The organism is Clostridium sp. (assembly GCF_016650095.1).
Lineage (GTDB): Bacteria > Bacillota > Clostridia > Clostridiales > Clostridiaceae > Clostridium_AD.
Map to the genome: position 1 here is coordinate 1 of NZ_JAENWL010000062.1, position 13,248 is coordinate 13,248.

The window sequence follows — 13,248 nt, forward strand, 5'->3', positions numbered from 1 at the left end:
GGAGGGGTAAAATGTATAAAAAGTTAATAGCATTATGTATTGTCATGTTTTCCGTGGGGATGATAGCCAGTGGATGTTCTAATTCTTTAAAAGATGAGAATGCCACACTAACCAAAGAAATTAGTGCATTGAAAGAGAAAAATAGTAAGCTTTCGAATTCAGTTGTGGAATTAACCGAAGCATCTAAAAACTCAGATGATAAATTGAAGGAACTAGAAGCAAGCAATGCTTTAATAAATGAACAAATTTCTAAAAATAAAAATAGCGTTTATCCAATATATTCAGCTGATATAAATAGCTATGTTAAAGTGATACAATTTGGTACTTACATATCGGAGGGTTTACCAATAAAAAATAAATTGGATGCCCTTGCTGAAGCACTATCAGAGGTACATTTTAGTAATCTGCCTATTGAAGTTTCTGAAATAAAAGAAATTGATGGGAAAAAAATTGCGGTGATAAGTTTAAAAGAGAGTGAGGAAAATCAGAAAATTACTGCTGTATTACAATTTAAGGGAGATTCATGGGCAACAAGTTATTTTCAAGGATCTACTGGAGGAACTATGACCTCTGTATCTTTAATTGAAACATTTTTGCAGAAAGATTATGAAGGCCAATGGATTGATGGTGTGAAATTCTTATATAATAGTAAGATTTGCGATTTTCAACATGTACCAGCTTTGAATAAGGTAAGTTATAGAAAATAGTTTTTAACATCATGTATTTTCTTATAAAGAAGTATTTGCATATAAAGAAGTATTTTAATAAAAAAGAAAAGAATGTTGAGGAACTTTGTAAAGTTATCGACTTTCTTTTCTTTTTTATTAATTTTCTTAAAAAATTAGAATGTGACATTATTCCCCTGATTTAGCAAATAAAATGTGATAGAATATGATTAATAACAATTTAAACGACAAAATGTATAAATTTTCGGTGAAATCTTAATAAGGAATGAATAGGGGAAATAAAGATGAATGTTTTAATAGTAGAGGATGATAAAATACAAAGGGAATGTTTAAAGAAGATGGTACAGTTGATAGATAAAAATATAAATATATATGAATGTGAAGATAAAGATAAAGCTCTAGAAATCACAATTAATAATAATATAGATATATTTTATATAGATATTTCTTTAAAGAATTCTTCGGGATTAGATTTTGCAATAGAGCTACGACAAATATCTACATATGAATTTAGTTTTATTATTTTCTTAACAACTCATGCAGAATATATAACTAAAGCATTTAAACAAGTGCATTGTTATGATTTTATAATAAAGCCTTATGATATTGAGGATGTTATGAATATGACAAAACGATATTTATTACACAATGGTAATATAAAGGATACTCCAAAAGATAAGAGTTATGTGATATTTAATATTAGAAAAGGTATTAATGTAAAAGTATATGTTGATGAAATAATTTTTATAGAAGTAATTCTTAGAATGTGTATGGTGCATACAGTCAATGGTGTTTATAAAATTAATAAATTAACATTGAAGAATGTCCTTAAGCTTACAAATTGTAACAATATAGTTCAGTGTCATAAATCTTTTGTGGTGAATATTAGGTATATAACGAAAATACAGAATGTAGATACTAAATTGAGTGAAATTTACTTTGAAAACTATAATAAAAATGCTCTTTTAGGTTATAAATTTAAAAATACAATAATGGAACAATTCCAGCAATGTGGTTAAATAGAATGCGTTATGAAATGGAGTGTAATAAATGTTAGGGATGTTACAACAATCTATAGCTAATTTTATCGAATTGACTATTTTTATGACATTATGGTCAAAGATATCTTTAAAAGATGAAAATAATTGGTTTAAAAATTCATTTATAATATTAATAGAATTAATAATACTATTGCTAACAATTAAAATAAACAATCATATAGATGTAATTATTAAATATATAAGCATGATATTTCTAATAAAATTTATGTATAATAGACCGTTTATCAAGGTAATATGCGAGTTTATTGTATTTTTAGGTATAAATAAAATTTTACAAACACTTTTAATTGGGTGTGCATATTTAATTGGATTTCCATATTCAGATACGTATAGATGGGACATTACCTTTCTTTTAGTAGAATTAATTTTTATCATTATTATATTAAAGTATAGTTTTAGTGAAAAAGCAAAGAGAATCCTCAAATTGGAATCTAAGATATTATATTACTTTGTAATTAATTTAGGGTTATATATTTTATTTTGTGAATTTATATGGGGATATAATAAAAACATAATATTAAATAATATGCTAGTATACATTTTTATTATACTCTTGATGTTATCATTAAATATATTTTTATATTATTACATAGTTAAAATATGTGAAGACAAAAAGGTTGCAGAACTACAAAATAAGTACAACCCTATATTAACGGATATAGTAGAGGATATAAGACAAAAGCAGCATGATTTTAAAAATCATTTAAATACCATAAATGCTATAGTAGAAATAGCAAGTGAAAAAGAAGTTAAGCATGAATTAAAGAAATATATTATGTCATTAAAAAGTTCAAATAATACTATAGAAGATATAGTATACATAGATAATATTATTATTAAAGCTATAATATATAATAAATTGTCTGAAGCAGAAAGGTTAAATATAAAATTGTCATTTAAGGTTACAAATAACTCTTTAGAAAATAGTTTAAAGGATTATGAAATTTCTGATATACTAAATAATCTCTTAGATAATGCTTTTGAGGCTGTTGAAAATAGTACCAATGATAAGGTGGTTATACTAAATATATGTGTAGAAGGAAATAATAATATTGTAGAGGTTAGAAATAGTGGAAAAACAATAAGTCCAGATAAAATAGGAAATATATTTGACAGAGGATTTTCTACTAAAGAAGGAAATAACAGAGGATATGGACTTTATAATATAAAGAAAATAGCTGAAAAAAATGGCACAGATGTTCAGCTATTTTTTAAAGAAAATTATACTATTTTTAAAATAATATTCCGTTCATGACCCCAAATATATGTTATGAGGCTTTTGTATTGCTTTATATTAAAGAAATAAGTAGTATCTAAAGTGTAAGGTAAATTCTTTGAATTTAAAGGAGGTTACACTCATATGATTAGTATGTTTAATATTTACAACAATGACCCCATGGGAATGGTAATATTTACATATCCATTATTAGTACTTGTAATATCTTTAGTAATGCAACTTATATTTAAGAAAATGTTTGCTATTTTGCTAATTAACTTTGTATTTTGGTTGATTGCAGCATTTACTATATTTAATACAAGTTTCCTAATTTGGTGCTTCGTATATACATTCATTTCTTTTCTTGGAACAATAATAGGAGATTTAATTATTATAATTAAGAATGAATTTACTCGTAAAAGAAAAAACCTATAAAATTTATAGGTTTTTTTCTTTGAATTCCAAATACCCCTTTTTTCTTAATTTACAAGAAGGGCAGTCACCGCAACCATTACCTTTTATTCCATTATAACAAGTTAAAGTCTGATTTTTAACTATATCAAGTACACCTAAGTCATAAGCCATTTTCCAAGTTTCAGCTTTGTTAATCCACATTAAAGGTGTTTCAATTACAAAATCATAACCCATAGCTAAGTTTAGGGTAACATTTAAGGATTTTATAAACACATCTCTACAATCTGGGTATCCACTGAAATCGCTTTGAGATACCCCGGTTATAATATTATTTATTCCTCTTTGTTTTGCAAAGACGGCTACAAAGGTTAAAAATAATAAGTTTCTCCCATCTACAAAGGAATTAGGCACGCTATCACTTGGTGCGGACTTGTCCACTTCCATATCTTTTCTTGTTAATGAATTTGGTGCTAGTTGATTTAATAGGTTTAAGTCTAAAGAATGATACTCAATATCGTGCTGTTTACATATATCTTTAGCACAATCGAGTTCTAATATATGTTTTTGATTATAATTAAAAGATACAGCTATGACCTCTTTATATTTTTTAAGCGCCCAAAACAAACAAGTTGTGCTATCTTGTCCACCACTGAATACTACTACTGCTTTTTCTTTATTCATAATTAGTGTGCCTCCCTTTAACTTGTTATTTATTTTCGTGCCCCTAAAGCATTTTTTATTTAGTATAAAGCATTATTAACTTATTATTTAATATTACATCAGTATTGAATCTTCCTCTGAAAGTAGTTGACATTGTTTTAGTGCCTGGTTTTTTTATTCCACGAGTTGTCATGCAGCCATGTTCACCCTCTATAATAACAGCCACGTCGCTTGAACTCGTTACTATCTGCATAATCTCAGCTATATCTGTACCTATTCTTTCCTGAAGTTGCAATCTTCGACCTACCATATCAGCTATTCTTGCGATTTTACTTAAACCAATAATCTTTTTAGTTGGAACGTATGCAACCGAAACTTTCATATTATACATAAGCGCTAAATGATGTTCGCAATGACTAAATATTTGAATATCCTTCATTATCACTATATCAGGGCAATCCTCTTTAACTATTAAATCATCTTGAAAGGTTGTATTAAACATTTCTGCAATTTCACTGTTGCTGTAGCACATGCCAGCAAACACTTCTTCGTACATTTTAGCTACACGGGCGGGTGTATCTCTAAGGCCTTCTCTAGAAGGATCATCACCTAAAGCTATTAAAATACCCTTTATATGTTCTTCAATTGCTTTTGTATCAATTAATTTTGTATCAACTGTTTTTAAATCAATTGTCATAAGTTTATACACCTCTCTTATTTGGATCCCAAATGATCTTATGAAGTTGAATTTGAAGATTAACACCATTCATTTTATTATCCTTCATAAATTCTACAATCTTCTCCAGTTCAATTTTGCCAAATACTGGACTAATATACACATTTGTTCTAGTTGAAAGCTCATAGTTATCTATTATGAATTTGGTCCTTTGTAAATCCTCCATGCAACTTGCCACAAATTTAACGGTATCATTATAACTTAAATATTTAAAATTATTTAAATTCATATTATCTTCCATATTGCTTAAGGGCAGTTTATAATCCATATTAAAACTTGGTGGGTTTTTTATATTTGAAAATTTATCTATCAGAACACTGCCATTCGTTTCAATTTCAATATGAAGCGATGTATCTTTAGAAAGTGCTTCTAATAGTTCTATAATTCCTTCCTGTAACAGAGGCTCACCTCCAGTTAAGGTTACATTTCTAATTTGGGTAGATTTTATATATTTATATATATCAACAGGCGTCATGAAGTCATAATGTACATCTTCCTTATTAGCCCAAGCGGTATCGCAGTAGCTACAATTTAAATTACAGCCTGCAAATCTTATAAACACTACTAGTTGTCCTGATAGAGGACCCTCTCCGTTAACACTTATAAACTTTTCGACTACCTTAAATTTCACTTTAACTTACCACACTTTCTTCATATGATGCACTATTAGTAGGTGTTTCGTAAACTGTAGTTCTTTTTATGGGATATCCTTTATCCTTCATTAGCTTAAAGAAAAATGCTGCAAAGTTTTCTGCTGTTGGTCTAAAATCAACCATAATTACATTGAAACCATCTTGATTTATACAATTTAAAGTGGCATCTCTCATGGTGTTTTCTTGCATTATTAAAGCATGGTCATAAGAATCTACCATAGCTTTAACATCTTTTTTAAAATCACCAAAATCTATTATCATGCCGTCAAGTTGTCCACCACATACCAAGGTTTCTGATTGTATTTCAACTTCAACCTTCCACCTGTGACCGTGGATATTTGCACATTTTCCTGCGTATCCAGAAAGAAAATGTGCACTGTCAAAGCTATGTTCTGTCTTTAAAATATACATGTGGGACATTCCTCCTAAAATTTATATTCATTTGACTAATATTTTTCCGGAAATATTTGTATCCACTATATTTTTCAGTTTTGCATAAATATCAAACGTCAAAACCTACACCTCGGAAATATTTAAACAAAAAAAGCTACCTAAAACGGTAGTTACGTCCTAGTTTTGTTTATAGACAGGATGGTTTAGAACTGTCTTATTTAGGTTTTATAATTACTAATTTTACAATAAGTTATGTGGTATGTCAAATGAGATATATTAAATTTCAAATTAAGTTTACTTTAGTGTTGAAATGTGTAATAATATAAAGTTGTAAAAGCATATTTAGACATAGTATTTATGGAAAATTTTTAATTGTTTATATAAAAAATAATGTTGTAAGTGAGGAGTAAAAATGAAAATTGGATTTGATCAGAAGAAATATTTAGAAGAGCAATCAAAGTACATTTTAGAAAGAGTTAATAATTATGATAAATTATATTTGGAATTTGGGGGTAAGCTTTTTAATGACCTTCATGCAAAAAGAGTTTTACCAGGATTTGATGAAAATGCAAAAATTAAATTGCTACATAAATTAAAAGAAAAAGTTGAGGTCATTATTTGTGTATTTGCAGGAGATATAGAAAGAAACAAAATAAGAGGTGATTTTGGAATCACTTATGATGTGGATGTTTTAAGGTTAATAGATGATTTACGCTATTATGATCTTGATGTAAATAGTGTTGTAATCACCAGATATGAGGGTCAACCAGCAACTACAATATTTATTAATAAGCTTGAACGTAGAGGTATAAAAGTTTATAAACATAGAGCAACTACGGGATACCCTTCTGATGTTGATACAATAGTAAGCGACGAGGGATATGGTAAAAATCCCTTTATTGAAACTACAAAATCTATTGTGGTTGTAACGGCACCAGGGCCAGGAAGTGGGAAGTTGGGTACTTGCCTTAGTCAGCTTTATCATGAACATAAGAGAGGAAGGGCTGCAGGTTATTCAAAATTTGAAACCTTCCCAGTGTGGAATATTCCACTAAAACATCCACTAAATATTGCATATGAGGCTGCAACAGCAGACCTTAATGATGTAAATATGCTAGATTCCTTCCACTTTGATGCTTATAATAAGATATCTGTAAACTATAACCGTGATATTGAAACCTTTCCTGTGCTACGACGAATTATTGAAAGGATAACTGGAGAAGAGGCTGTTTATAAATCTCCAACAGATATGGGAGTTAATAGAGTAGGTTTTGGAATTATTGACGATGAGGTTATCAAAGAATCATCTAAGCAAGAGGTAATAAGAAGGTATTTTAAAACGGGCTGTGAGTATAAAAAAGGTTATATAAATAAAGAAACTTTTGAAAGAGTAAAGCTTCTTATGGAAGAACTTAATCTAAAACAAGAAGATAGAAAAGTTGTTATTCCAGCAAGAGAACGATCAGCTAATTTAAAACAATGTTCTAGTAAAAGTGAAACTTGCCCGGCCCTTGCAATTGAGCTTAATGATGGGACGATATTAACAAGTAAAAGTTCAGATATAATGGATGCAACAGCTGCGATAATTTTAAATGCTGTTAAATATTTCGCAAATATAGCTGACGAGATTCATCTTATTTCTCCAGTTATACTCGAACCTATTATAAACTTAAAATCAAAAACTTTAGGAAGTAAAAAACCAGCTTTAGACTGTGAAAACGTGTTAATTGCACTTAGTATATGTGCTGTTACTAATCCGACGGCTCAGGTAGCTATGGAAAAATTACCAATGTTAAAAGGATGTCAAGCACACTCAACTACAATTATAAGTACAGCTGATGAACAAACTTTCAGAAAACTTGGTATAGATATAACCTCTGATGCAGAATATGCAACTGAAAGTCTTTACTATAATAATTAATAATATCTAATAACTTAAGAAATGAGCTATTTATAAGCCACATTACCTATATTCAATAGGAGTGTGGCTATTTTTTTAATTAAAAATTCAAGGCCTTTTTAACTAAAAAAACCTTATTTATGCTAATTTATCATTTATTTAACATGAAAAGTTATTAAATAACACATTTTTGAACGTAACTTAAATATAATAGTATTTAATTCGTTACATATTAATTTCCGTTAACAATGATGTTGAAATTTGTAGGATGATTTATTGTTAATAATAACACAATATAACAAAAAAGGAACTCTAATTGTAATATAATTCAAATGAAGTTTAAAATTTAATTAAATAATTATGGATAATAATTTAATTAAAATTAGGAGGGGAAAATAAATATATGAAGTTAAATACATTGGAAAGTCAGATGGTAATTGACATTTATGATGCCGATATGTTGCCAGAAATGTTATTTGAAATTGAAAATTATAAATTAACAGAGGGAGAAGACAAAAGAAAGAAACAAGAATTTGCATTCCATTTAGAAAAATTAAAAAAGTTAGGTTTTATAAAATATGAAGAAAAAGAAGCTTTTTTAAAAGAGGGAATTCGTAGCACAAAATATAATAATAATGTAGCTATGATTTATGAAAATAAAATACACATAGATTCTAAAGGGATAAACTTAGTAGAGTGGGATAATCACAGTAATTCAGAAATTTTAAGACAAGCATATAAATGTGGCTAAAGAATTAGAATGGACACTTTTCACTGTCTATAGAGTAGACAGTGAAAAGTGTCCACTCTATAGAGCTAAGTTTATAGTACAGCCTTTTTTTATTTAAGGGGGATAAATTGTTATCCCCCACTTATAGAAGTATGTCCTATAAAAACTTACTTCCATAATAGCAGCATCCAATGGCTCCGTTAAACTGTGGCTGATCAATGTATACTATTTCTTCATAATCTTCTTTTAAATATTTTTTTATTGCTGTATTATTAGCAACTCCACCTGTTAAAATTAATTTTTTTCCTCTAAATCTACTTATAAGAGGTTGAAGTCTCTTGTATAGAGAGTAGTTAACACTAGAACACAAGCAATCGATACTTACACCTTCAGCTATTTTACCAATTAACTCTGACTCAGAAAAAACTGCACAGGTTGAATTAAGTTCCACAGGATTTTCATAATGAACACTCATGTCATCAAGGGATATTTCAAGTACATTTGCCATATTTTCTAAATATCTGCCACAGGATGCAGCACACTTTTCATTAAGTTCTAGATCAGTGGTGATACCTTTTTCAACTTTTACAACCTTAACATCTTGGCCCCCTACATCTAAAAGTATAAAGTCCTTTAAGCCAGTTTGATAAAATCCTCCATACACATGGGCTTTTATCTCATTTATTGTGGTGAACAACAATAAATCAGTATTATTTTTCCCATAGCCTGTAGACACAGCCTTATCAATTTTCCCAATATTAAGTTTTTCTAAATTGACAATAACCTTACCATCAAAGTCACAGTAATTTCTGTAAAAGTTCATGGTACTCACTTTCTCCTTATGTATTATCTTATTGTCTTCCATTAAAATAATTTTAACCTCGCGGCTACCAAGGTCTATACCTAACACTCGCATTTTACGACCTCCTTCAAATCTAGTAGCATATCAAGAAAAGCTTCGAGCCGTAGTTTTGTTCTTGCATCTAAGGAATTTAACTTGTCTCCTTCAATATTTAATATGGGAATATCTAATTTTTCTTTTAAAACAATATGTTCTACAGCTCTATAGCAAAAGGCTTGAGTGTAATGAATTATACCATCTAATTTTCGCTCATCGATTTGCTTTTGTAATTCATTAATCCTAAATTCACTATCATAAGGATAAGTGTAGTCGTAATATTGCTCGAATATATTTAAAGCACTTTCAACTCTTGGAAAAGCAAATTCTCTTTGAACCTCATTGTATACAAAATTAGCATTAAACTTTTCAACAAACCCATATATATCTGAAGTCATAGGAGGAACCCCTATGTATCCAAGTCTTAACTTTCTAATTACTGGCTTTCTATTTTTCATATCATAAATAACTTTTTTTAGTTCAGTTTCAAAGGCGTCTATATCTCCATTAAAATCACTTGTGCTCACATGATATAGATGATTTTCAAAGCCTGTTACCTTATTATGAATATAGGTCAATTCGTCAATCTCTCTAACTAAGGCACGAGTTTCATTTAGCCTTTTTCTAACCAATTCAACTTCGTCAATTGTTACATTAAAAGCATTCATAAATTTATTTATTTCATGCTCTACATCCTCTGCCAAGTGACTATGCGGAAAAGAAAAGGGATAAACTTTAATCCCTTTTAACTTAAGTACGTCAATGAGGGCTTTAGTATTAGAACAATCGCCTTCTACAACACCAACTATCTCTGTGATGTGGTTTGAGAGGCACGCTCCATAAATTCCCTTTGTCCAAGTGCACAAGCTTTTAGGAAAACCATCTCTTTCTGCAATATCTATATATTTCATATAGTCCTTAGAGGTTATAAAAACATTATTTAAATCTATAGGGGTATAACCTGCTGCAATAAGAACCTCTACTGGTACGGTTGTTGTTAAGCCTATTTTTTTCATTATGAATCCTCCTAAAATAAACCATTTAAAAACAAAAAAGCTACCTAAAACGGTAGTTACGTCCTAGTTTTGTTTATAGACAGGATGGTTTAGAACTGTCTTATTTAAGTTTTATAATTACTGAGTTTACTATATGTTGAGTATTATGTCAAATGGACAAAGGTGACACCCACGTGGCAAGTGATAAGAAAAGAGGAGGTAAATAATTTTATAAACATCTAAAGCTATAAAATAAGAACTGCCGCAGAAATAGTTTCTGTGGCAGTTCTTGGAATCAGTCTAACATATAAGAAATATTTAGAAAATTACTCTTGTATTTGCACTTTTATGTATTTTACGCCCCAATTACGAGCTTCTGCGTTTGTATTGAAAAATACATCTATATATTTGCCTTTTACTGCTGAACCTTTGTCAGCGGCGATTGCGTTACCGTAACCTTCAACATATAATTTTGTTCCGAAAGGAATGACACTAGGGTCTACAGCTATGGTACTAATACCGTTTGGATTTCGAACAGCCTTTAATCCTGACGCAGTATAAGAAGTAGTTACTCCATTAACTGGACAATAAGCAGTAGCTTTTACAGTGAAAGTCTTTCCAGAAGATGGTGAAGAGGACTTTATATTAACAATATTTTCAGAAACTAGAGAAGAGTCACCTCTTGAATAGGCTACGGCAGTCATAGTACCCTGAACTATAATTTTATTCGTAGGAGCTTTAACTAACGTTTCTTTAATAACTTTTCTAGTTACTTCGGTGCCATTCTCATAAGTTATATTTGAAGTAATACTTTTTTCGCCTTTTACTCCATTTTGTGTAACCTTGCTTTTAGATTTTAATGTATCTTTATCCTTTTTAATAACTGTTTTAAAATCAATAGGTTTTGTTTCATGGATAGTTTCTGTTTTAACCCTCGTTATGGTAACATCCATACCTTTAGATAACTTGGTTACTGTCGGTGGTGAAACCTTGTCATTAGGATTTAGCATTATTTTTTCTGTATTTAACATTAGGGCAATATCCTTTTGAGAAGATTTAATATTTAGTTCCTTATTGTCTACAAAGACTTTAAGATTCACAGCACGATTGATTGTTATAACATCATTGTTAACTATTTTTGAGCTTAAAGCTTTATCAATCGTATCCTTTACGTCTATACTTATATCAGATTTCTTTAAAGCACTGTCAAAAGTTTTCTGGTAAGTTACTAATTTAAGTGGCTTGCCATCAACAACTACCGTAATGTTTTTCCGCGAACTACTCACGAAAATAGTTAAAGTTGCAATTATTGTCACAAGCATAAATTGAATTACAATTTTTGTTCGGTTATATTTCATAAAATTAACTATAATAATCATCTCCTATTATAAATTTCTGTATAACTACTGATGTCTGATGTCCAAAATACAGTACTCTTAAATATATGATATTTAGAGTAATCTCAAAAGATGCATGAGCAGTAGGGGATTGATACATAATAATACCAATTTATGGAATTATAAATTATTTTTATATTGTAGCACACATTTATGTGAGAAGCAACATTTTTTCCCATTTGCAAACATGTCACTTTTATATCGCTTCTTAAAGTGAATGAGTATATAATGAATAGGATACTATTACTTTCTTTTATCTTAGGGTTTATTGGACACGATATATTATTATAACCTATAATAGTTTAGATTGGTAGTGTTATACATGTATAACATTAATATGGAGGTGTATGTTTGAAGTTTAAAGAACTTGAGAATATAGTATTTAAATCAGCTTCTGATCTCATGAAAAGCCAGGGAGAAAAGGCTTTTAACAGCGGATTAGTTACTAAGATTAAAGGTAAAAAAATAGAAAATATATATCATATTTATGGCTGCGTCAGTAATAAAACTAAATCAAGTGAATTAAACACGCATATAAAAATAGATTTATTAAAGAAAAAAATAGATGGCATGAAATGTACTTGTGAGGATTTCAAAGAAGGTTCTAGTATGGGCTATTTATTTATGTGTAGTCATTTAACGGCTACAGCATATAGGTTTTTTAGTTTAGCCGCAATAAACAATTCTAAAGAAAATGAAAAATTAGAAAAACTTAAAGAGCATAATTTAGATAAGCAGGAATTAAAGAGTACTATAAAGTTAGCTCGCAGGGTTTCAAAAGGTCCACCTTATTATGAGATGCAACACTCAATAGGTAAGGGAAAAACAAAGATTGATCCTATGGACCTAAAAGTTTTTTTAACTGGGATTAACTTTAAGAAAATTAAGTTTAACTATGATAGTTTTGAGTTTGAAACTTCAATCTTGCTAAAGGATTTACCACTAACTTTTACATTGAAAATTAGAAATGAATATTTTGTTTTAACAACACATAAGCAGTTTCCAGTCTCTTTAAATGATAAGAATGATGTATTTTTATTTAATTGGAAGATTTATATACCAACAAAGAATCAAATTAGAAAGTATATTCCCATATATGAGAAGTTAAAAACAAATGGTGAAATTCTATATCGCATAGATATAGAGAACTATAATAAACTTACAGCTTATCTAAGCAGTATTTCAAATAATATTACTATTAGTGAAGCGGTAAAATCATTTGCAGCGAATTTCATAAAGCCAGAGTTTCATATATATGAGATAGGTAGTGACATTTATTGCGATATAAAAGTTGTTTATGGCAATGAGAAAATCAACATATTAACGGGTGATAAAAGTAAAGATATAATAACACGTGATTATAAAAAAGAAGACAAGATTCTTATGGAACTCGAGAAATTTAGGTTTATAAAAAGGAATGAGAGGTTACTCTTTATAGGCTCAGATGAGCAGCTGTTTGATATATTAAGTAAGAGTGAAAATAATCTACATTCCCTCGGAAATGTTACC

14 protein-coding genes are annotated in these 13,248 nt (G+C 29.2%); 7 read left to right on the forward strand and 7 right to left on the reverse strand.

Annotated elements, in window-relative coordinates; all coding sequences use genetic code 11:
- Positions 1–11 precede the first annotated feature (11 nt).
- The 4 genes from JJE11_RS05800 (at position 12) to JJE11_RS05815 (ending at position 3,398) form a co-directional block, all read left to right on the forward strand.
- The gene (locus JJE11_RS05800) at positions 12–707 is read left to right on the forward strand and encodes a hypothetical protein (protein ID WP_291633541.1); all 696 of its coding nucleotides are present in this window, start codon (positions 12–14) and stop codon (positions 705–707) included.
- Positions 708–970: 263 nt separating this feature from the next.
- Positions 971–1,705: a LytTR family DNA-binding domain-containing protein gene (locus JJE11_RS05805; protein WP_291633543.1), complete on the forward strand. Its 735-nt coding sequence runs from the start codon at positions 971–973 to the stop codon at positions 1,703–1,705.
- A gap of 31 nt (positions 1,706–1,736) precedes the next feature.
- The gene (locus JJE11_RS05810; protein WP_291633546.1) at positions 1,737–3,002 is read left to right on the forward strand and encodes a GHKL domain-containing protein; all 1,266 of its coding nucleotides are present in this window, start codon (positions 1,737–1,739) and stop codon (positions 3,000–3,002) included.
- 105 nt (positions 3,003–3,107) lie between these two features.
- Positions 3,108–3,398, forward strand: coding sequence for a DUF2651 family protein (locus tag JJE11_RS05815; RefSeq protein ID WP_291633548.1), 291 nt, complete (start codon positions 3,108–3,110; stop codon positions 3,396–3,398).
- Positions 3,399–3,401: 3 nt separating this feature from the next.
- Here the strand turns inward: JJE11_RS05815 and queC are convergent, their stop codons facing one another.
- Genes queC through queD form a run of 4 tightly spaced genes read right to left on the reverse strand, consistent with a single transcriptional unit; the run spans position 3,402 to position 5,837 of the window.
- On the reverse strand, positions 3,402–4,058 hold the full coding sequence (gene queC, locus JJE11_RS05820; RefSeq protein WP_291633549.1) for a 7-cyano-7-deazaguanine synthase QueC: 657 nt from the start codon (positions 4,056–4,058) through the stop codon (positions 3,402–3,404).
- Positions 4,059–4,113: 55 nt separating this feature from the next.
- The gene (folE, locus tag JJE11_RS05825; protein ID WP_291633551.1) at positions 4,114–4,734 is read right to left on the reverse strand and encodes a GTP cyclohydrolase I; all 621 of its coding nucleotides are present in this window, start codon (positions 4,732–4,734) and stop codon (positions 4,114–4,116) included.
- Positions 4,735–4,738: 4 nt separating this feature from the next.
- Entirely contained in the window at positions 4,739–5,404 is a 666-nt protein-coding gene (queE, locus tag JJE11_RS05830) for a putative 7-carboxy-7-deazaguanine synthase QueE (RefSeq protein ID WP_291633553.1), read from the reverse strand.
- Between the two features lies 1 nt (position 5,405).
- A complete protein-coding gene (gene queD, locus JJE11_RS05835) occupies positions 5,406–5,837 on the reverse strand; it encodes a 6-carboxytetrahydropterin synthase QueD (RefSeq protein ID WP_291633555.1) in 432 nt (143 codons plus the stop codon).
- A gap of 394 nt (positions 5,838–6,231) precedes the next feature.
- On the opposite strand from queD, the gene JJE11_RS05840 reads away from it, so the two are divergent.
- Both JJE11_RS05840 and JJE11_RS05845 read left to right on the forward strand, forming a co-directional pair.
- Positions 6,232–7,740 (forward strand): DUF1846 domain-containing protein, encoded by a 1,509-nt coding sequence (locus JJE11_RS05840; protein WP_291633557.1) that lies wholly within the window; start codon positions 6,232–6,234, stop codon positions 7,738–7,740.
- Between the two features lie 382 nt (positions 7,741–8,122).
- Positions 8,123–8,470, forward strand: a complete 348-nt coding sequence (locus JJE11_RS05845; RefSeq protein WP_291633559.1) for a hypothetical protein — start codon at positions 8,123–8,125, stop codon at positions 8,468–8,470.
- Between the two features lie 136 nt (positions 8,471–8,606).
- Here JJE11_RS05845 and JJE11_RS05850 read toward each other — a convergent pair whose 3' ends face one another.
- The 3 genes from JJE11_RS05850 to JJE11_RS05860 all read right to left on the reverse strand — a co-directional run bounded on the left by JJE11_RS05850 (position 8,607) and on the right by JJE11_RS05860 (position 11,700).
- Positions 8,607–9,365 (reverse strand): acyl-CoA dehydratase activase, encoded by a 759-nt coding sequence (locus JJE11_RS05850; RefSeq protein ID WP_291633561.1) that lies wholly within the window; start codon positions 9,363–9,365, stop codon positions 8,607–8,609.
- Positions 9,353–10,363, reverse strand: coding sequence for a 2-hydroxyacyl-CoA dehydratase (locus tag JJE11_RS05855; protein ID WP_291633563.1), 1,011 nt, complete (start codon positions 10,361–10,363; stop codon positions 9,353–9,355). The genes JJE11_RS05850 and JJE11_RS05855 overlap by 13 nt, the downstream gene beginning before the upstream one ends.
- 305 nt (positions 10,364–10,668) lie before the next feature.
- Positions 10,669–11,700 (reverse strand): 3D domain-containing protein, encoded by a 1,032-nt coding sequence (locus JJE11_RS05860; protein WP_291633565.1) that lies wholly within the window; start codon positions 11,698–11,700, stop codon positions 10,669–10,671.
- Between the two features lie 390 nt (positions 11,701–12,090).
- Here JJE11_RS05860 and JJE11_RS05865 point away from each other — a divergent pair.
- On the forward strand, positions 12,091–13,248 hold a 1,158-nt coding region (locus tag JJE11_RS05865; RefSeq protein WP_291633567.1), incomplete at its 3' end, for an SNF2 helicase associated domain-containing protein.